This is a genomic window from Vogesella lacus, assembly GCF_979366295.1.
Window position 1 is genome coordinate 120,353 of record NZ_CEETQT010000010.1, and the last position, 20,347, is coordinate 140,699.

At 59.9% G+C, this 20,347-nt stretch carries 20 protein-coding genes; 9 read left to right on the forward strand and 11 right to left on the reverse strand.

Going from position 1 to position 20,347, the window contains the following annotated elements:
• Nucleotides 1-63: 63 nt before the first annotated feature.
• The 11 genes from ACZ9W6_RS13940 to ACZ9W6_RS13990 form a co-directional block, all read right to left on the reverse strand.
• Nucleotides 64-546: an OmpH/Skp family outer membrane protein gene (locus tag ACZ9W6_RS13940; RefSeq protein WP_465191769.1), complete on the reverse strand. Its 483-nt coding sequence runs from the start codon at nt 544-546 to the stop codon at nt 64-66.
• A 9-nt stretch (nt 547-555) separates the two neighbouring features.
• Nucleotides 556-2,841: an outer membrane protein assembly factor BamA gene (gene bamA, locus ACZ9W6_RS13945; RefSeq protein WP_465191770.1), complete on the reverse strand. Its 2,286-nt coding sequence runs from the start codon at nt 2,839-2,841 to the stop codon at nt 556-558.
• A gap of 13 nt (nt 2,842-2,854) precedes the next feature.
• Entirely contained in the window at nt 2,855-4,195 is a 1,341-nt protein-coding gene (gene rseP / locus ACZ9W6_RS13950) for an RIP metalloprotease RseP (RefSeq protein ID WP_465191771.1), read from the reverse strand.
• Nucleotides 4,192-5,367: a 1-deoxy-D-xylulose-5-phosphate reductoisomerase gene (gene ispC, locus ACZ9W6_RS13955; RefSeq protein WP_465191862.1), complete on the reverse strand. Its 1,176-nt coding sequence runs from the start codon at nt 5,365-5,367 to the stop codon at nt 4,192-4,194. Before ispC ends, rseP begins: the two co-directional genes overlap by 4 nt.
• A gap of 7 nt (nt 5,368-5,374) precedes the next feature.
• Nucleotides 5,375-6,178 carry a phosphatidate cytidylyltransferase gene (locus ACZ9W6_RS13960; RefSeq protein ID WP_465191772.1) on the reverse strand — a complete coding sequence of 268 codons (804 nt, stop codon included), beginning with the start codon at nt 6,176-6,178 and terminating at the stop codon, nt 5,375-5,377.
• A 3-nt stretch (nt 6,179-6,181) separates the two neighbouring features.
• The gene (locus ACZ9W6_RS13965; RefSeq protein ID WP_465191773.1) at nt 6,182-6,931 is read right to left on the reverse strand and encodes an isoprenyl transferase; all 750 of its coding nucleotides are present in this window, start codon (nt 6,929-6,931) and stop codon (nt 6,182-6,184) included.
• Between the two features lie 10 nt (nt 6,932-6,941).
• Nucleotides 6,942-7,499, reverse strand: a complete 558-nt coding sequence (gene frr / locus ACZ9W6_RS13970; protein WP_465191774.1) for a ribosome recycling factor — start codon at nt 7,497-7,499, stop codon at nt 6,942-6,944.
• An 80-nt stretch (nt 7,500-7,579) separates the two neighbouring features.
• Complete coding sequence (gene pyrH, locus ACZ9W6_RS13975; protein WP_465191775.1) at nt 7,580-8,299, reverse strand: UMP kinase; 720 nt, start codon at nt 8,297-8,299, stop codon at nt 7,580-7,582.
• Between the two features lie 93 nt (nt 8,300-8,392).
• The gene (gene tsf / locus ACZ9W6_RS13980; RefSeq protein WP_465191776.1) at nt 8,393-9,259 is read right to left on the reverse strand and encodes a translation elongation factor Ts; all 867 of its coding nucleotides are present in this window, start codon (nt 9,257-9,259) and stop codon (nt 8,393-8,395) included.
• Nucleotides 9,260-9,339: 80 nt separating this feature from the next.
• On the reverse strand, nt 9,340-10,065 hold the full coding sequence (gene rpsB / locus ACZ9W6_RS13985; RefSeq protein ID WP_465191777.1) for a 30S ribosomal protein S2: 726 nt from the start codon (nt 10,063-10,065) through the stop codon (nt 9,340-9,342).
• Nucleotides 10,066-10,212: 147 nt separating this feature from the next.
• Nucleotides 10,213-10,389 carry a hypothetical protein gene (locus ACZ9W6_RS13990; protein WP_465191778.1) on the reverse strand — a complete coding sequence of 59 codons (177 nt, stop codon included), beginning with the start codon at nt 10,387-10,389 and terminating at the stop codon, nt 10,213-10,215.
• 72 nt (nt 10,390-10,461) lie between these two features.
• On the opposite strand from ACZ9W6_RS13990, the gene ACZ9W6_RS13995 reads away from it, so the two are divergent.
• From ACZ9W6_RS13995 to ACZ9W6_RS14035, 9 genes are all read left to right on the forward strand, one after another.
• Nucleotides 10,462-11,493 (forward strand): NAD(P)H-dependent flavin oxidoreductase, encoded by a 1,032-nt coding sequence (locus ACZ9W6_RS13995; protein WP_465191779.1) that lies wholly within the window; start codon nt 10,462-10,464, stop codon nt 11,491-11,493.
• Between the two features lie 145 nt (nt 11,494-11,638).
• The gene (gene hemP, locus ACZ9W6_RS14000) at nt 11,639-11,815 is read left to right on the forward strand and encodes a hemin uptake protein HemP (protein ID WP_465191780.1); all 177 of its coding nucleotides are present in this window, start codon (nt 11,639-11,641) and stop codon (nt 11,813-11,815) included.
• Nucleotides 11,816-11,893: 78 nt separating this feature from the next.
• Nucleotides 11,894-14,002 (forward strand): TonB-dependent hemoglobin/transferrin/lactoferrin family receptor, encoded by a 2,109-nt coding sequence (locus ACZ9W6_RS14005; RefSeq protein ID WP_465191781.1) that lies wholly within the window; start codon nt 11,894-11,896, stop codon nt 14,000-14,002.
• 11 nt (nt 14,003-14,013) lie between these two features.
• Nucleotides 14,014-15,051: a hemin-degrading factor gene (locus ACZ9W6_RS14010; RefSeq protein WP_465191782.1), complete on the forward strand. Its 1,038-nt coding sequence runs from the start codon at nt 14,014-14,016 to the stop codon at nt 15,049-15,051.
• On the forward strand, nt 15,044-15,844 hold the full coding sequence (locus ACZ9W6_RS14015; RefSeq protein ID WP_465191783.1) for a heme/hemin ABC transporter substrate-binding protein: 801 nt from the start codon (nt 15,044-15,046) through the stop codon (nt 15,842-15,844). The genes ACZ9W6_RS14010 and ACZ9W6_RS14015 overlap by 8 nt, the downstream gene beginning before the upstream one ends.
• Nucleotides 15,841-16,824, forward strand: coding sequence for a FecCD family ABC transporter permease (locus ACZ9W6_RS14020; RefSeq protein ID WP_465191784.1), 984 nt, complete (start codon nt 15,841-15,843; stop codon nt 16,822-16,824). Before ACZ9W6_RS14015 ends, ACZ9W6_RS14020 begins: the two co-directional genes overlap by 4 nt.
• A complete protein-coding gene (locus tag ACZ9W6_RS14025) occupies nt 16,817-17,605 on the forward strand; it encodes an ABC transporter ATP-binding protein (protein ID WP_465191785.1) in 789 nt (262 codons plus the stop codon). The genes ACZ9W6_RS14020 and ACZ9W6_RS14025 overlap by 8 nt, the downstream gene beginning before the upstream one ends.
• A 56-nt stretch (nt 17,606-17,661) precedes the next feature.
• Nucleotides 17,662-18,438, forward strand: a complete 777-nt coding sequence (nudC, locus tag ACZ9W6_RS14030; RefSeq protein ID WP_465191786.1) for an NAD(+) diphosphatase — start codon at nt 17,662-17,664, stop codon at nt 18,436-18,438.
• 197 nt (nt 18,439-18,635) lie between these two features.
• Nucleotides 18,636-20,264, forward strand: a complete 1,629-nt coding sequence (locus ACZ9W6_RS14035) for a methyl-accepting chemotaxis protein (RefSeq protein ID WP_465191787.1) — start codon at nt 18,636-18,638, stop codon at nt 20,262-20,264.
• The last annotated feature ends 83 nt before the right edge of the window (nt 20,265-20,347 follow it).

Consider the following 20,347-nt stretch of genomic DNA (forward strand, 5'->3'; position numbering starts at 1 on the left):
TGACTCATCAACAACGAAGCCGGCCCAGGCCGGCTTCGCGTAAAAAGGACAGGACGATACGGCTTACTTTTCCAGTTCCTTCAGTACCTTGGTCGTAATATCGTACTTCGGATTGATATACACCACGTCCTGCAGGATCAGATCGAATTGCTCGCGGTCGGCAATTGCGCGGATGATGCGGTTGGCACGTTCTTGCACCGCCGCATACTCCTCATTACGACGCTGGTTCAGATCGTCACGAAAATCGCGCAGCTTGGCGGCGTATTCACGCTCGACCGAAGACAGCTCGCGCTCCAGTGCCTTGCGATCTTCACCCGCCTTGCTTTTGGCAACAGCCGATTCCAGTTCCTTGCCACGTGCGGCCAACCTTTTCAGCTCGGCCTCACGCACAGCAAATTCCTTCTCCAGCTTTTTCTGCGCATTCAGCGCCGGCAGTGCCTCGCGGTAAACACGCTCGGTATTAACATAACCCAGCTTGATGTCAGCCGCATGTGTCGGCAGCGCCAGACTCAGGGCCAGCAAGCCGGCCTTCCAGAGTGATCTCACATTGCCTCCTTAGAATACGGTACCCAGTGTGAACTGGAAGCGCTTCTTCTGATCGGTTTCCTTGGCACCAATAGGCAGCGCGTAGCTGAACTTCATCGGGCCGATAGGCGACAACCAGGCAAAGGCCAAGCCGGTCGAGTAACGCAGGCCGCCGGTAGCGGTAACCGAGGTATCGTTCGGATCCCACAGACTGCCACCATCAAAGAACACGCTGGTACGCAGACTGCGGTTGTTCTTCATGCCCGGGAAGGGGAACAGCACTTCAGCCGAGAAGGCTGCCTTGCGGGTACCGCCCAAAGAGTCGCCATTGGCGTCATGCGGGCCCAGCGAGCCATTCTCGTAGCCACGCACCGAACCGATACCACCCAGATAGAAGTTCTGGAAGAACGGCAGACGGCTGGTACGGCCATAGCCATTGGCAAAACCGACTTCGCCACTCAGCGCAAAGGTGTAGTTTTTGGACAGCGGCCAGAACCAGGTCTGGTTGTGCGTGATGCGGTAATACTGCATATCGCCACCTGGCAGACCGGCATCGGCGTACACGCTGATATTGGCACCACGGGTTGGCCACAAGGAGCTGTCGCGGGTATCACGCGACCAGCCGGCAGTCGCCAGCAGGGTCGAGTTGCTCGGACCGTACTGGCCAACAAAGTCTTTGTAGCGCTGCGGGCTGTCATCGTACAGCGTCAGTTTGGTGTTCTCGGCACCGATACTCAGGCTGATACGATCGTACTCGGTGATCGGCACGCCAAAACGCATCGCTGCACCGATAGTCTTGGTGCTGTACTGGCTGCGGTCGATCTTTTCAGGGTTGTAGGTACGGCTGTACAAGTCGTAACCGAGGCTGACGCCATCAACCGTAAAGTACGGATCAGTAAACGAAATCGAGGCATTCTTGCTGGTCTTGCCGTTGGCAAAGCTGACCGACAGCGATTTGCCCGAACCCAGTACGTTGGTTTGCGAGATCGATGCATTCAACTGCAAGCCTTCGCCCTGAGCGAAACCGACACCGGCCTGGATAGAACCAGTCGGACGCTCTTTCACGGTGACATTCATGTCAACCTGGTCAGGCGTATCCACCACCGGCTGGGTAGCCACGTCCACGCTCTCGAAGTAGCCCAGCAGCTCCAGACGCTCCTTGCTGCGCTTGATCGCCTGACCATCGTACTGCGCGCTTTCCAGCTGACGCAGTTCGCGACGCACGACTTCATCACGGGTACGGGTATTGCCGGCAACGCTGATGCGACGCACCGAAGTCAGACGACCCGGGTCCACATAGAAGGTCAGACCGAGTTTGGCTTCCTTCTCGTCAAGCTGCGGGGCAACGTTAACATTGGCAAAAGCATAACCTTCCTCGCCGAGGCGATCAGTCAGTGCCAGTACGCTTTCGTTGATCAACTCACGGTTAAACAGGTCGCCTTGCTTGACTTTCAGCAGTGGCAACAACTCTGCCTCGGGCACTTTCAGATCGCCGGCAACACGAATGTCGCTCAAACGATACTGACGACCTTCCTTGATATTGATGGTGACAAACATGTCCTGCTTGTCAGCGCTGATGGCCACCTGGGTCGACTCGATATTGAAGTCGGCATAGCCCTGGTTCTGGTAATGCGCACGCAGTTTTTCGAGATCGGAAGACAACAGCTGCTTGGAGTATTTATCCAAGCCAGACAGCCAGGTCATCCAGCCGCTGGAAGTCAGCTCCAGCTCTTCCAGCAGGTCGCTCTCGTCAAAATCACGGGCACCCACGATACGGATATCACGGATACGTGCGGTCACACCCTCAACCACATCCAGCGACACGGCCACGCGGTTACGCTCAAGGCGTGTGACCTGCGGGGTGATCTCGACCGAATACTTGCCCTTGCTGAAATACTGGCGCTTGAGTTCTTGCACCGCCTGATCAAGCAACGCCTGATCGAAAATGCGTGACTCGGCAAAGCCGTTTTCCTTGAGTGCCTTGGTCAGTTGCTCTTTGCTGAACTCCTTGGAGCCGCTGATATTGAGCTGCGCGATGACCGGGCGCTCGCTGACCGATACGATCAGCACTTCGCCCTGATTTTCTACACGGACATCATTGAAGAAGCCGGTGGCAAACAATGCCTTGATGCTTTCCGAGGCCTGATCCTTGCCGAAGGTATCGCCTACCTTGACCGGCAGATAGCTGAATACGGTACCGGGCTCGGTACGCTGCAGACCTTCGATGCGGATATCTTTGATGACAAAACCGTCAGCTGCCCACGCGGGTGCCATGAAAACCGCGGCAACCGCGGCAGCAAGCATGTGTTTGTGCATGTTTCTTGTAATCCTATCCGGCTAAGATGCGGCCGAAGTCATTGAACAGTGCCAGCAACATGACCATCAAGATGATCGCCATCCCCAGTCGCTGGCCAATTTCGAATACCCGTTCCGGAAGCGGTCGCCCACGAATCCATTCCGCGACATGATACAGCAACTGCCCGCCATCCAACACGGGTACGGGCAGCAGATTGAAAACCCCCAAGCTGACGCTGATCAGCGCCATGAATTCCAGCATTGGCACAAGGCCCAGATCAGCACTCTTGCCGGCGTAGTCAGCAATGGTCAAGGGGCCGCTGAGTGCCTGCATCGACACACTGCCCATGATCATCGCGCCCATCATGCGCAGACTGGAGCTGGCCAGTTGCCAGGTGCGCTCCGCCGCCGCGACCAGCGCATCCAGCGAGCCGACCACGACAGTCTGCTGCAGACCCTGCATCCAGACCTCGTCAATAGCCGGTGCTGCACCAATGCGGCCAACCTTCTGCCCCGCGACCTCGTCAGCAGCCACAGTCAGTACAATGCTTTGCACCTGCTGTTGACGCTCGATCTCCAGCTTGATGCTCTGCCCCGGTCTTGCCTGTACATAGCTGACCCAGGCTGCCCAAGAGGCAATTTGCCGGCCATCGGCACGCAACAATTTATCGCCAACTCGCAGGCCGGCCTTATCGGCAGCGCCGTCAGGCACCACCCGCGCCAACTCCAGACGATAACGCACCGGCATCACACCCAGTTTTGACAGGGTATGCTCATCCAGCTTCGCCAAACCGAATGCCGTCAAAGGCACGGGCAAGGTCAGCTCCTCGCCCTCGCGACGCACATGCAGCGTCATGCCATCATCCAGCGCCACTGCATCTGACAGCGCCAGGCGCAGCTGATGCCAATCCGACACCTGGCGGGCATTGACCGCCTCGATGACATCACCCTCATGCACGCCAGCAGCAGCCATCGCCGACTCAGGCGCCACGGTGCCGACCTTGGCCGCCAGACGGGTCTGCTCGCCCTGCATCACCGCAAAAAACAGCACAATCGCCAGCAGCAGGTTGGCCGCAGGACCCGCCAGCGCAATCAGGATACGTTTTGCTGGATGAACACGATCAAACGCGCGCGCGACATCTGCCGGATCAACCTCGGCCTCCCGCGAATCCAGCATGCGTACATAGCCACCCAGCGGCAGCCAGCACAACATCCAGCGCGTCTCACCGCGCTGCCAGCTGAAAATCGGCTTGCCAAAACCGATAGCAAATTCGGTGACTTTCACGCCGCAACGACGTGCCATCAGATAGTGGCCGTACTCGTGAACGGTGACCAGTACGCCGATGACCAGCAAGAAAGCCAGGATGGTGGTCATGCCGCTACCCACTGCCAGACGCGGGAGCGCACTGCCGCATCTCGTGCCAGCAAGGCATCCAGACTATCGGCGGCAGACAGATCCAGCTCGTCCAGCGCCTTGGCTACCAGACGCGGAATATCAGTAAAGCGGATGCGCTCTTGCAGGAAGGCTTCGACGGCGACCTCGTTGGCCGCATTGAGCACTGCAGGTGCCGCACCACCCGCATGCAGCACATCAAAGGCCATTTGCAGGCAAGGGAAGCGCTGCAAGTCAGGTGCCTCGAACGTCAGGCCGGACAGCTGGGCAAAATCCAGCGGCTTGACCGGCGCACTGATGCGTTGCGGCCAGGACATGGCATAGGCAATCGGCGTGCGCATGTCGGGTGTACCCAGCTGCGCCAGCACCGAACCATCGCTGTAGCGCACCATAGAATGGATCACGCTTTGCGGGTGAACAATCACCTTGATGCGCTCGGGCGGCGCATTGAACAACCAGCGCGCTTCGATCACCTCCAGCCCCTTGTTCATCAGGCTGGCTGAATCTACTGAAATCTTTCGCCCCATCACCCAGTTCGGATGATTGCAGGCATCTGCCGGCGTCACCGCATCAAGACTTCCTTGACGAGTACGGAACGGTCCGCCAGATGCAGTCAGGATCAACTCTTCAATACCATGCGCATCCAGATCGCCACAGTAGTCTGCCGGCAGCGACTGGAACAGCGCATTGTGTTCGCTATCCACCGGCAACAACTCGGCACCACTGGCACGAATCGTCTGCATGAACAGCTCACCCGCCACCACCAGCGACTCCTTGTTCGCCAGCAGGATACGCTTGCCCAGCGCGGCGGCAGCCAGGGTTGGCCGCAAGCCGGCAGCACCGACTATCGCCGCCATCACCATATCGGCATCATCATGCGTCGCGGCAGCCACCACGGCATCCTCGCCATGCAGCACTTCGGTCGCGCAATCGGCTGCGACCAACATGGCACGCAGACGCGAGGCATACTCGGCATTGCCGACCACCGCCAGCTGCGGGCGGAAGCGGCAGCATTGCTCGAACAGCTTGTCGACCTGGCTATGGGCCGTCAGCGCGACCACGCGGTAGCGCTCGGGATGGGCGGCCACCACATCAAGGGTATTGCTGCCTATGCTGCCAGTGGCACCCAGTACGGTAATTCCTTGCTGCTTCATCATGGATTCAAATCAGGATTAGTCGCAGAGCATGCGAAACGGCCAGCACCGCAATCAGGCTGTCGATACGGTCAAACACACCACCGTGCCCCGGCAGCAGGCTGCTGCTGTCCTTGATGCCGGCACTGCGCTTGAACCACGATTCAAGCAGATCACCAATCACGCTGACAGCAGTCAGCGCCATGGCAATCGGTAACAGCCATAGCAAAGGGATATCCAGCTGCATCCAGTGCTGCTCGGCAACGAACCAGACATAAGCCGTTACGCCAACTACCGCACCAGCCACACCTTCCCAGGTTTTCCCCGGACTGATGGCCGGTGCGAGCTTGTGACGACCAAAGGTCTTGCCGGCAAAATAGGCCGAGACATCCGCCACCCAGACAAGGCCCATTACCGCCAGCAGCTGCAGGCTGTCAGCCAGCACCGGCTCCGGCCGCCAGGCCAGCATGGCAAACCACGCCGGGAACAGCAAAGCCCAGCCCAGCGCCACGGCTTTTGCCCCTTTGGGCAAGGACCAGCGTTTGTATAACCACATCGGCGTGACACCCAGCCACACGAGCAGAGATACGGACATGACAGCCGGCCCCGGCTGATAGGCGAACAACCAGGCCAGCAGAGCTGCCAGACTCGATACGCCAAGATACAGCCGGCGCTGTGTCGACGTGAAACCGGCCATGCGGGCAAACTCCCACATCGCCAGTACGATGATCAGCCAGGAAAATGCCGCCCACGCCGCGCCGCCAAACAGAAACAGGGCAGCCAACATCAGGGGAAGCAGAACCAGCGCTGTCAGGATACGCGTTTTGAGCATTGATCAGCCTCGGCGCTGGTTTTCGGGCAGCTGTTCGCTGGTTCGTCCGAAACGGCGCTCTCGGGAATGGAAAGACGCAATGGCAGCATTCAGGGCTTTGTCGTCAAAGTCCGGCCACAACGTCTCGGTGAAGAAAAGCTCGGTATAAGCAAGTTGCCACATCAGGAAGTTACTGATGCGCTGCTCGCCACCGGTTCGAATAAACAGATCTGGCTCGGGTGCGTAAGCCATGGAAAGGCGATCATTGATTGCCTCCTCATCCAGCTCCTTTACCCCGTCAGCCAAGGCACGATTGGCTGCCTGCATGATATCCCAGCGACCGCCATAATCAGCTGCAATCGTCAGCACGAGGCCACTGTTGGCCGCAGTTCGCGCCTCAGCCTCATCGATGCGCTTGTTGATTTCGCTGGAGAATCTTTCGCGACTGCCAATGACGCGAAGGCGGATATTGCTGCCATGCAGCTTTTCCACCTCGCGTTCCAGCGCACCCAGAAACAAACCCATCAGGAAGCTGACTTCCTCCTGCGGGCGACGCCAATTCTCGGTAGAGAAGGCAAAAAGCGTCAGGTAGGAAACACCGAGGCTGGCGCAGGTTTTGACGGTATTGCGGACTGCATCCAGCCCTTGCTTGTGCCCCGCCACTCGCGGCATAAAGCGTTTTTTGGCCCAGCGGCCATTGCCATCCATGATGATGGCAATATGCCGCGGAACCACGCTGGCTTCAGGCACATTCTGTGTCGAGCTTGCGAACAAGTCAGTACCCTCAGACAGCCATCAATTCTGCTTCTTTGGCTGCCAGCAGCTTGTCGATCTCGGCAGTGAACTTGTCAGTCAGTTTCTGGATTTCATCCTGACCACGACGCTCTTCGTCTTCAGTGATTGCCTTGTCTTTCAGAAGATTCTTGAAGTCGTTATTGGCGTCACGACGAACATTACGCACCGCAACGCGGGCACCTTCCGCTTCACCACGGACAACCTTGGTCAGGTCACGACGACGCTCTTCTGTCAGCATCGGCATCGGCACGCGGATCAGTTCACCCATGGACGATGGGTTCAGACCCAGATCGCAATCACGGATAGCCTTTTCGATCTTGGCAGCCATGCTCTTTTCCCAAGGCTGCACGCCGATGGTGCGGGCATCGATCAGGGTCACGTTGGCCACCTGATTTACCGGCACGTCGCTGCCGTAGTACTCAACCATGACATGATCGAGCAAACCGGTATGGGCACGACCGGTACGAACCTTGGCCAGATCAGCCTTGTAGGTTTCGATGGTCTTTTGCATCTTGTGCTCAGCCGACTTTTTCACATCATTAATCATGACTACTCCTGTCAATTATCCAAAAAACAAAGCGGAAAACAGCCCGCGCCGTTTCCGCTCTGTCGCTATCTTTTACAAGATCAGCAGTGTACCAGCGTGCCTTCATCTTCGCCAAGCACCACGCGCTTGAGCGCGCCGTCCTTGAAGATGCTGAATACCTTGATATTCAGATGCTGGTCACGGCACAGCGCAAAGGCTGTCGCATCCATTACCTTCAGATTGCGGCCGATCGCCTCATCAAAGGTCAGGGTCTGATAGCGCACCGCCTCCGGGTTTTTCTTCGGATCATCGGTATACACGCCATCAACCTTGGTGGCCTTCAGCATGATGTCAACATTCATTTCCATACCGCGTAGCGCTGCAGCCGTGTCGGTAGTAAAGAACGGGTTACCGGTACCGGCGGCAAAAATGACAACCTTGCCCTCTTCCAGATACTGCATGGCCTTGCCGCGAACATACGGCTCGGCAATCTGCTGCATGGTCAGTGCCGACTGCACACGGGCAATCAGACCCGCCTTGGTCATCGCATCCTTCAGCGCCAGCGCATTCATGACAGTTGCCATCATACCCATATAATCGGCAGTTGCACGGTCCATGCCGGCTGCGGCAGGCGCCACGCCACGGAAGATATTGCCGCCACCAATGACAATACCTACCTGCACGCCCAAACCGACCACTTCCTTGATCTGACCGACAATCTGCTCGATGGTGGCACGATTGATGCCGTAGCTGTCATCGCCCATCAGGGCCTCACCGGACAACTTCAGCAGGATTCTTTTATAAGCAGGCGCTTGGCTCATGATTACCTCAGGCAGGGACAGTTCTAGGAATTATATTTGCAAAACGGCACCCTGCAAGGCAGGGTGCCGTTTGTTCGTTATTGCTAACGAATATTACAGCTTGGCAGCAGCAGCCACTTCAGCCGCGTAGTCAACCACTTTCTTCTCGATGCCTTCACCCACCACAAACATGGTGAATGCTTTGACGGAAGCGCCTTTTTCGGCCAGCAGTTTTTCTACGGTAACGTCCGGATTCTTCACGAACGGCTGACCCAGCAGGGTCACTTCGGCCAGGAACTTGTTCACGCGGCCTTCAACCATCTTGGCAACGATGTCAGCCGGCTTGCCGGATTCAGCAGCCTGAGCGGTGTAGATCTTGCGCTCCTGCTCCAGGGTATCGGCAGAAACCTGATCCTTGGATACACAGATAGGCTTGGAAGCGGCAACGTGCATGGCAACGTCTTTACCGATCTGCTCTTCACCTTTGAAATCAACGATAACGCCGATTTTGGCACCGTGCAGGTAGGTAGCGATGGAACCATCAGTTTCGTAACGAACGAAACGACGGATGGTCATGTTCTCGCCCAGCTTGGCAATGGCTGCCTTGCGGATTTCTTCAACAGCAACGCCGTCAACTTCAACAGAAGCCAGTGCTTCAACATCAGCCGGGTTGGCCGCAACAACAGCCTGGGCTGCAGCGGTAGCCAGAGCGATGAAGGTAGGATCCTTGGCAACGAAGTCAGTCTCGCAGTTCACTTCAACCAGGGCGCCAACGCCACCAGCTACGAAAGAACCGATGATACCTTCGGCAGCCACGCGGCCAGCCATCTTGGAAGCCTTGGCACCGGACTTGATGCGCAGGATTTCTTCAGCCTTGGCGAAATCGCCCTCGGACTCAACCAGTGCCTTCTTGCACTCCATCATGCCCAGACCAGTCGCAACGCGCAGGTCAGATACCATCTTTGCGGTGATTTCCGCCATGATGTACTCCTTGAATTGATTTGATACTTTAAGACGCAGGGTTCAAAAAAAGGGGCTTTCGCCCCTTTCTGCCTGCCAACTTACTCGGCTGCGGCTTCGGCTGCTGCAACGATTTCCTGCAGCGACTGAGCACGGCCTTCCAGTACGGCGTCAGCGATACCGCGAGCGTACAGACGGATAGCGCGGCTGGAGTCGTCGTTACCTGGGATAACGTAGTCGATGCCATCCGGGGAGTTGTTGGTATCAACAACGCCGATTACCGGGATACCCAGCTTCTTGGCTTCAACAACGGCACCTTTCTGGTAACCGGTATCGATAACGAAGATCGCGTCCGGCAGACCTTTCATATCCTTGATACCGCCCAGGGAGCGCTCCAGCTTCTCAACTTCGCGCTGCATATCCAGCAGCTCTTTCTTGTTGTAACCGGAGTCGCCAGCCAGTTCCAGAGCAGCGCGCTTGTCTTCCAGACGCTTGATGGATTGCTTGACGGTCTTGTAGTTGGTCAGCATGCCGCCCAACCAGCGATGATCAACGAACGGAACGCCTGCGCGAGCAGCTTCTTCGCGAACGATTTCACGCGCTTGACGCTTGGTGCCTACAAACAGAACGGTACCCTTATTGGCGCTCAGACGACGCACATAGTCCTGTGCCTGCACGAACAGCGGCAGGGTTTTTTCCAGGTTGATGATGTGAATCTTGTTGCGGCTGCCAAAAATGTACTGAGCCATTTTCGGGTTCCAGAAACGGGTCTGGTGGCCGAAGTGTACGCCGGCCTCAAGCATTTGACGCATGGTCACGTTGGACATGGAATTCTCCTAAAGGGTTATGCCTCCATCCGTACAGAAAACCTGGCCAACTGGCCGGGCACCCTTTGGTACGGATGTGCGTGATATCCCCCGCAAATCGGGGGAACTCGCAATTCTAACATCAAAAAATCGCGGGCTTCAAGATGCCTAGAATTCACCATCCGGGTCACGCTTGCGGCGAATACGCCGACGACGCAAGCGCAAGGCAATCAATGTCGGCAAAAAACCCAGGAAAAACATGATGATGCCAGCACGAACAACACTATCCTGCACCACTGCCAGCATCAGCACCACGTACAACCAGCCAATCACTACGAGATACATGATCAAACGACCGTTTGAAATTATTGAAAAGTTATGGCAAGAATAACGCATTACCCATGACGAGGCAGCAAAATGCAAACCCGACTCACGCGCCTGCTCGGCATTGAACGTCCATTGATCTGCCCCGGCATGAGCTATATCGCCACGCCAGAGCTGGTAGCTGCCACCTGCAACGCCGGTGGTCTTGGCATTCTGGCCAGCGGCCCGCTGTCCGCCGATGAAACCCGCGCCGCCATTCGCCGCATCCGCGAACTGACCTACAAACCGTTCGGCATCGGCTGTACGCTGATGATGCCCGGTGCTCGTGAAAACGCTGAAGTCGCGCTGGTCGAGCAAGTTCCGGTGATCAATTTCTCGCTGGGCAAAGGCGACTGGATCGTCAAGCGCGCACATGCCTATGGCGGCAAGGTGATTGCCACCGTGGTTACCGAGAAACATGCCCTAGCTGCCGAACGCGACGGTGCCGACGCCCTGCTGGTGACCGGTCATGAAGCCGCCGCGCATGGTGGCGCCGTAACCTCGCTGGTGCTGATCCCAGCCATTCGCAAAGCGTGCACCCTGCCTATCATCGCTGCCGGCGGTTTTGGCACGGGGCAAGGTCTGATTGCCGCCTTGGCGCTGGGTGCCGATGGCGTCGCCATGGGTAGCCGCCTTGCCATGACACGCGAAAGCCCGGTCCATCAGACCACCAAGGAAATGATCCGCCAGCGCCATGTCAGCGACACGATCTACTCGAAAAACTTCGACGGATTGTGGTGCCGCGTCATGGACACACCAACCGCCCGCCGCCTGACGCGCAAACCGCTGAATCTGTTGCTGGCCGCCTGGCGTTCGATCAGCACCGCCCGCAAGCTGAAGATGCCCGTGATGAAAGTCGCCATTGGCGGCATGCTGCAGCAACCACAACAACTGCGCCAGCTCGCCCAGTTCGGCGCAGCAACCGAATCGATCCGCCTTGCCATCCAGGATGGTGATCACCAGCAAGGCGTGCAGCTGATCGGTCAGGTGCAGGGCCTGCTGGACGATATCCCCACCGTTGCCGAGCTGTTCGAACGCATAGAACAGGAAGCGCGTGACTGCCGGCAAACCCTGAACCAGCTTTGATACATACCTCACCTTGAGACAGGCTGGCGAGGCACAAGTCCTCGCCAGCCTTTTCTTTGCCCACTCTCTCTCCAGCCACGCACCAGATTGACTATTGCTTGCCACAAATCTAAATAAGAATTATTCTTATCAAATGGAGGTGAGCATGAACCACGTCAAACCCGTAACAGACCGACAAAGCCCAGCCGATCAACGCGCCGAAACCACGGTATTGCACAGCCATACCCTGTTTGCCGGCCTGAAAGAAATCCTGATCCAGCACGACGGCCAGCAATATCGCCTGCAACTGACGCGCAGCAACAAGCTCATCCTGATCAAGTAAGCATTACACACCCACCTCACACCGTTAGCCAGCCACAAGCCAGCCAGGGTGCACCGCCACACCGGAGAACAACAGGCCATGTCCAAGCCTATCCTGTTCACCGCAGCCGGACTCTGCCTTGGCACCACCCTGCCAGCGCTGGCGCAAACGCCATCCGCCCTGCTGGAGAACATCACCGTTACCGCCAACCGTCTTGAGCAACAGTTGGCCGCAACCGCCCCGAATGTCGAACTGATCGACAAGCAAGAACTGGCCAAACGCCAGGCTGGCAATCTGTCCGAGCTGCTGAGTCAGCAGCCCGGCATCAGCGTCAGCAGCGACCAGGGCCGCCGCGGCGCCGCCGGCGTCAATATCCGCGGCATCGAGAACAATCGCGTGCTGATGCAGCTTGATGGCCAGCGCTTGCCCGAAGCCTATCTGTCCGGCGCCGGCGCGATTTCCGGCCGCGATCTGGTCGAGCCGGACACCCTGCGTGACATCACCATCAACAAAGGGCCAAGCTCGGCGCTGTTTGGCAGTGACGCCATCGGCGGCCGTGTCGCCATGCAAAGCTATGCGCCGGCAGACTTCGTCGATATCGACCACCCGCTGCATGCCGGCTTCAAGCAAAGCTACGACGGCAGCAACGCCAGCCATGCCAGCACCCTCAGCCTCGCCGCCGCAGGCCAGCAAGTTGCCGGCATGCTGATGCTCAGCCATCGCCGTAGCCACGAGCTCGACAACTTCGGCAATGATCGTCGCAACAGCAAGGGCCGCACCGCGCCGGACCCGCAACTGTCTGACAGCCAGAACCTGCTGGCCAAGCTGGCCATCGGCAGCGAAGGCCCGCATCAACTGCACCTCACCCACGAGAACTTCAAACGCCAGCAAACCAGCCAGCTGCTGTCACAACTGGGACGCGTCAGCGGCTATGGCCCCGCCTACACCCTGCTGGACAAAAACAGCGACGATGAAACCCGACGCCAGCGCCACGCGGTCGAATACCGCTATCGCGGCAATGGCGAACTGCGCCAGGGCAGCCTGCTGGCCTATCGCCAGCACCTCATCAATCGCGATCGCGCGCTGGAGCTGCGTGACAGCGGCAGCCAGCGCGAAGACAACCGCTTCGAACAAGCAATACTCGGCCTGGAAGGCCAGCTGCAATGGCAACTTGGCGCACATCGCCTGCTGGCCGGCTTCGAAGCCACCCGCAGCGATACCGAGCGCCTGACTGCCAGCAGCAATAGCCGCAGCAGCAGCCAGAGCAAGACCTTCCCCGACAATCGCAGCGAAAGACTGGCCTTTTTCCTGCAGCAGGAATGGCAGCACGCCAGCGGCCTGCGCCTGACGCCAGCCATCCGCTTCGACCGCTACCGCATGACACCGCAGCGCGATGCGATTTACGACGCGGCCAACGGTGGCGCCAATGTCGTGCGCCAGTTCAGCGATCAGGCGCTGTCACCACGACTGGAGCTCGCGCTGCCGCTTACTGCCGGCAGCACCCTGTTTGCCAGCCTCAACAGCGGCTTCCGCGCCCCGCCGTTCGATTCGGCCTTCATGAGCTTTAATAATGCGCGTAGCGGCTATCGTGTCTTGCCCAATGCCGATCTGCGCTCGGAAAAAGCGCGCGGCATCGAGCTGGGCGGCAAATGGCAACAGGCGCGCTGGCAGGCTCAGCTGAATCTCTTCCACAACCACTATCAGGACTTCATCGATCAGGTTCGCCTCAACGACAACGACCCGCGCTGGCCAGCCGGCAGCTACCAGTACCAGAACCGCGACAAGGTACGCATCCACGGTGCCGAGGCTGCGGCCCGCTGGCAAGTGGCGGCCAACTGGCAGCTGGATGCCAGCCTCACCTGGACCAAGGGCAAGAGCAGCGATGGCCCACTGGAGAGTGTTGACCCGCTGCGCGGCAAGCTCGGCCTCGCCTACAGCCAGGCCGACTGGGGCCTCTACGCCGACTGGCAGTTGGCCGCAGCCAAGCGCGACAGCAAACAGACGCTGACCAGCCCTGGCTATGGCGCGCTGGATCTGGGCGGCCATTACCGCCTCGGCAAGCAAAGCCTGCTACGCGCCAAGCTCGGCAATGTCACCGACAAGAAATACTGGCAATGGGCTGACCTGCGCAATCTCGGCACCAAGCCGGCCGACAGTCTGAGCCAGCCACGCCGCCACCTGCAACTGAGCCTGGAAACCCGCTTCTGAAAGACCGCCACATGCATATCACTCTCACTCTGACCGAACGCCACCAGGCACTCTTGGCCAGCCAGCCACAACTGCGCCAGCGCGATGCCGCCCGCCAGCTAGGCGTCAGCGAAGCCGAACTTGCGGCCAACCTGGCAGGCAGCCGGCTGCTGGCCTGGCAACGCCCCTTGCTGGACGAGCTGGCCAGCCTTGGCCAGGTCAAGGCCATCACCCGCAACGAGCTGGCCGTGCACGAAACCATCGGCAGCTTCAATCAGCTCAGCGGCCAGGAAATCGCCCTGCAGCTGGACCCGGACGGCCTCGATCTGCGCCTGTTCCTCAAGCACTGGCACTGCGTACTGGCCTGCCGACAGGACGGCCCGCGCGGCACCTTGCACAGCCTGCAGTTTTTTGACCGCCACGGCACGGCGGTGATCAAGCTTTATCTGCAAGACGCCGACAAATTGCCAGCGCTGGAAGCGCTGATTGCGCATCACCAGCTGCCGCTGACGCAGCTGCCCGTCTTCGAGCCGGCCAGCACACAACCCAGCGAGCTGCCACCGACAGCTGATCTGGCTGATTTTCGCGCCGGCTGGCTGGCGCTGCAGGATGTGCATCACTTTCACAGCTTGCTGGGCAAGCACGCACTCAGTCGCCGCCAGGCCTTCCGCCATGCGCCGGCCGGTCACGCCGAAGCCTTGGCCCGCACTGGCGTCGAAACCCTGCTGCAGCAAGCCGCGGCCGCGCAGCTGCCCATCATGGTGTTTGTCGGCAATCGCGGCGCGGTGCAGATTCACAGCGGGCCGGTCAAGACCATCCGTCGCGTCGGCGATTGGCTAAATGTGCTCGACCCGCAATTCAATCTGCATTTGCAGGATGGTGGCATTGCCGAGCTGTGGCGCATCCGTCGCCCTACCCGCGACGGCATCATCACAGCCATCGAAGCGCTGGATGCCGATGGCCAGACCATCGTGACCTTCTTCGGCCGCCGCATCGAAGGCGAGGCCGAGCATGGCGGCTGGCGACAACTGGCCGACAGCCTGCCGCAACAGGAGCTAGATCATGCTTAAGCGCAGCCTGTTTGCCTTGCTTCTGGCTACCGGCACGCTTGCCCACGCCACGCCACAGCGCGTGGTGGCGCTGACGCCCGATGTCGCCGAGATGATGCTGGCGCTCGACAGCCAGGCGCTGCTGGTTGGCCGCGACCAGCTGGCGCGGCACGAAGCGCTGCAACAGATACCGGTTATCGGCAGCTCGCGTGCACTGGCGGCGCCGCCGATTCTGGCCGCCAGACCGGATCTGGTGATCGGCAGCGATCAAGCCCAGCCAGCCGGCATTTATCGTCAGCTTCAGCAGCTGGGCCTCAAGGTGCAGACCATACGCCACAGCGAAAGCCCGGCCGGCTTTGCCCAAGGGCTAAACCAGCTGGCCGAGGCAGTGGGCAAGCCGGAACAGGGCCGCAAGTTGGCCGCCAGCTGGCTGCAAGCCTTTACCGCCAAGCCAGCCGGCAAAAGCAGCGGCAAGCGGATGCTGTTCAGCTACGACGGCCGGCTGGTGGCCGGCAGCGGCACCGCCGGTGATGCGCTGATTCGCGCCGCCGGCGGTATCAATGCTGCGGCCAACATCAAGGGTTTTCTGCCGATGAATCCCGAAGCCTGGCTGAAGGCCGCGCCCGATATCGTGATTGTCGCCAGCCACAATGCACCGGTGTACGGCAGCGTCGCCAAGTTGGCCGCAAGGCCGGAACTGACCAGCAGCCCGGCAGCGCGTGAAGGCAAGGTGCTGGCCTGGCCCGCGGCCGACTTTCTGCGCCTGGGCATGCACAGCCCTGCCGTGATCCAGCGCCTGCAGCAGCTGCCATGAGCAAGGTGCTCGCTCTCCCCCTGCCTGCCCTGCGCCTGCCGGCCAGCGGCTGGCTATGGCTGCCGGCAGCCTTGCTGCTGATCTGGCTGATTTGCGGCCTTGGCGGTGGCGTCTGGCAGCGTCCCGACTGGCAAGACCCGCTACTGCTGCAGCTGCGCCTGCCACGCATTGCCAATGCGCTGATTGTCGGCGCGGCGCTGGCCGCCAGTGGCGCGGCCTTGCAGGCGCTGTTTCGCAACCCGCTGGCCGACCCCGGCCTGATCGGCACTTCCAGCGGGGCGGCGCTGGCGGTGGTCAGCGTGATGGCACTGGGCATCAGCAGCCTGCCGCTGCCACTGGCCGCCTTTGCTGGCGGCCTGGCCGCTACCGGGCTGATCCTGCTACTCGACCGACTATGCGGCAACAGCCAGGCCAGCCTGCTGATTATCGGCGTGGTCGTGGGTGCCTGTTGCGGTGCCATGGTCAGCCTGTTGCTGTTCTTGTCGGATGATCTGACGCTGCGCGGCGCGATGAGCTGGCTGTCCGGCAGCTTGGCCGAAAACCGTTTTGCCGAGCAGCCTTATGTGCTGCCGCTGATGGCGGTCGGCGGCGGCTTGCTACTGGCGATTGCCCGCCAGCTCGATTGCCTGCTGCTGGGCGAAGACAGCGCCCGAGCACTGGGTGTCAAGCTTGGCCGCACGCGCCTGCTGACTGCCATTGCCGCCGCCCTGCTGACCGGCGGCGCGGTCACCCTGTCGGGCATCATCGGCTTTGTCGGCATGATGGTACCCAATGCGCTGATGCTGCTGCGCGGCGGCACACGGCGGGCGCTGATCCTGCATTCGGCCTGGGTTGGCGCGCTGTTTTTGCTGCTTATCGATACCGTTGGCCGCGAGGCGGCCTATCCGGTGGAGTTGCCGGCCGGCGTGATTGCCGCCTTTGCCGGCCCGCCGTTTTTCCTGTGGCTGCTCTGGCGCCAGCAAAGGGGACATCATGCTTGATCACGCTTTTGAAATCAGCCGCCTGCAAGTCTGCCGCGGCGAACGCACCCTGCTCAGCTGCGGCCAACTATGCATTCCGGCCAATCGCGTTACTGCTGTCATCGGCCCTAACGGTGCCGGCAAGACCACGCTGCTGCGCGCGCTGGCCGGCCATGATGGCCAGTGCCAGGGCTGCCTGTTCGGCCAGCCGATGGCGCGAATTCTGGCTGACGGCAAGCGCATTGCCTGGGTGTCGCAGCACGAGGCCGCCGATAGCCCGCTGGCGGTCGAAGACTATGTGATGCTGGGCCGTCATCCGCATCGCGGCTGGTTCTCACGCCCATCAGATCTCGACCGCGAAGTGGTGTCGCTGGCGATGCAAACGATGGAACTGCAGGATCTGGCCAAACGCCGTCTTGCCAGCCTGTCGGGTGGCGAGCGCCAGCGCGCCGCGATTGCGCGCGCCATGGCACAAAGCACGCCGGTGGTGATACTCGACGAGCCGACCAATCACCTCGACATACGCCACCAGCACATCCTGCTGCGCTGGCTCAATCGCGTGGCGCTGACCGGCCGCACGGTGATTACCGTGCTGCACGACCTGGGCATGGCGGCCAACTATGCGCACTGGCTGATCCTCTTGGCCGAGGGCAAGGTCGTTGCCCAGGGCACGCCGGAGCACATCATGCACAGCGAGCAGCTGAGCCAGGCTTTTGACTGGCAGATCCGCGCCCGGCGCGAACCTTCACACGCCGGCTGGCAGATAGACGCCATGGGCGAGACGCAACTGCAGGCCGGCTAGGCGCAGGCTCGGGGGCGGCGTAAAATCGCCCGGCCCCCTACTTCGCCGGTGACATCATGACCCAATTCCTGCCCGATCAGCCCGATCCTGCCCTGCCCGCACAATGGTTTGTCTTTGATGGCCAGCAATGCCTGATGCAGGCGCAGCAACTGCCCACCACGGCACCGGCCAATAGCGGTAGCCGGCAGTTTGTCGGTCAGGACGGGCAATTCAATTACTGGTCGTGCGAGCTGATCGGTGCCGCACCGGCCGACTGGCAGCTGATGAGCCAGCGCCAGTGCATGGCCTGCCTGCCCGCCAGCCAGGTGCCGCTGCTCAGCCGTGCCATCCAGCTGCGCCGCTTCGAGCGCAATCATCGTTACTGCGGTGCGTGTGCCAGCCCGCTTGCGGCCAACCTGCACGACAAGGGCAAGGCCTGTCCGAGCTGTGGCGAGCTGTACTACCCGCGCCTGTCACCGGCCATGATGCTGGCGATTACCCGTGGCCGGCAGATTCTGCTGGCGCGCAGCCCGCATTTTGCGCCCGGCATGTATAGCGCGCTGGCCGGCTTTGTCGAGCCGGGCGAGACGGTGGAATCCTGCGTCGAGCGCGAGGCTTTCGAGGAGGTCGGCATCCGCGTGCACAAGCTGCAATATCTGGCCTCGCAATCCTGGCCGTTTCCGCATTCGCTGATGCTGGCTTTTCATGCCGAATACCTGTCGGGCGAGATCACCCCGCAAGCCGGCGAAATCGAAGATGCCGCCTGGTTTGATCTGGATGCCCTGCCAGCCATCCCGGCCGGACACTCGATTGCGCACTGGCTGATCACCCACATCAAGAAAAATTATTCATAGCGATCATTCGCATTTTTCATACATGGCTTTGCACAACATACCAAAGCAATTTTTGCATGCAAAATATGGGTAAACCCCTAGACATTTTGTATAAAAGCGTTTATTCGTAACAAAAATCTAATAAAGGCGTGGCCAATTAAAATTGTGCACCGCAAAAATAAAACTTCGCTGCATACACACATACAAGGAAGTAAGTAATGGGGAAACTCAAACTGGCCCACAGGCTAAGCCTGGGCTTTGCTGCAGTCATCACCTTGCTCGTTCTGGGCTCCGCCTTCACGCTGTTCCGCCTCAGCAATATCCAGACCCGCGTGTCAGAGCTGGTTGAATACCGCATTCCGGTCATCCAGAACTCGCGCGCGCTGAATGGCGATCTGCTGGCTGTCACCAATGCCGCACGTACCATCTTGCTGGAAAGCGATGACAAGCTGGTCGAAGAGAAACTGGGCATCCTGAAGAAATCCGCCACCAGCGCGCAAAAGCAGTTTGCCGAGATGAAAACGCTGGCCAAAGACCAGCAAGAGCTGGAAATGGTCGGCAAGATCGAAAAGTCGATGAAGGAATTCAGCGCACTGGTCGAACAGCTGTTGCCGATGATCGTGCGCCAGAAATGGGACGCCTCCATCATTGTGTCGGAAAAGCTGGAGCCGCAAGAGCGTCTGCTGAACATGCAGCTGGACAAGCTGATTGCCTATCACACCGAAGTGATGCAGCAGCAGAAAGCCGAAACCACCTCCACCCTGCAGGAAACCATGTTGGCCGCCATCATCGCGATTCTGGTCAGCGTGGCTGCCAGCGTGGCGGTTGCCCTCCTGATTGCCCGTTCGCTGACCCGCCAGCTGGGTGGCGAGCCTGACTATGCCGCACAGGTGATGAAGGAAATCGCCCACGGCAATCTGGGCGTGCAGGTGCAGATCAGCAAAGGGGACAACAGCTCGCTGTTGTACAACCTGTCGCGCATGGTGCAAGAACTCAACGAAGCGCTGCGCACCGTCGAGCGCAGCGTGCAGGAAAGCAGCTCGGCCTCCGACGAGCTGCGCCACACCATGCAACGCCTGGTCAATCGCTCGCAAGAGCAGAGCCGCGCCGCTGACGAGATGGCCAGCGTGATCCAGCAAATGGCTGTCGGCGTGCAAGAGCTGCACATCAATGCCGGCAGCGCCGAACAGGCCGCCCGCACCGCCAATGACGACGCCAGCCATGGCGTGGCCATCATCCAGAGCGCAGTACACGAAATGGACGCCATCAGCGGCCTGATTCGCAGTACCTCTGGCAGCATCAACGAGCTGGGCCGCCAGTCGCAGACCATCGACAGCATCGTATCGGTGATTCGTGACGTCGCCGACCAGACCAATCTGCTGGCACTGAATGCCGCCATCGAAGCGGCCCGCGCCGGCGAGCAAGGCCGTGGCTTTGCCGTGGTAGCTGATGAAGTGCGCAAGCTGGCCGAACGTACCACCAAGGCCACCGGCGAAATCGCCAGCATGATCAGCGCGATTCGCGTCAGCTCGCAAGAAGCCGTCGAGGCGATGAACCAGTCGGTCGAGCGCGCCCACACCAGCGCAAGCCAGGGTCAGCTGGCCGGCAAATCCATCGTATCGATTCGCAGCGGCACCGAATCGGTCGGCCAGAGCGTGCAGTCTATCGCCTCGGCCCTGTCTGACCAGGCACGCGCCGGCGAACAGGTATCCAAGGAAGTCGAGCGCATCACCAGCATTGCCCAGCGCAATAACGAGGCCGCCGACGAAGCCGTGCGTGCGGCCAACCGCATGAGCGAGCTGACCGACGAAATCCGTCGCAGCTTCAGCCGCTTCCATACCGCCTAAGCATCACGGCCGGGCAGCTTGCTGCCCGGCTTTACCACACCTTGCCGCCCTGATTATTCAGTAAATTGCACTTCTCAGTCTTA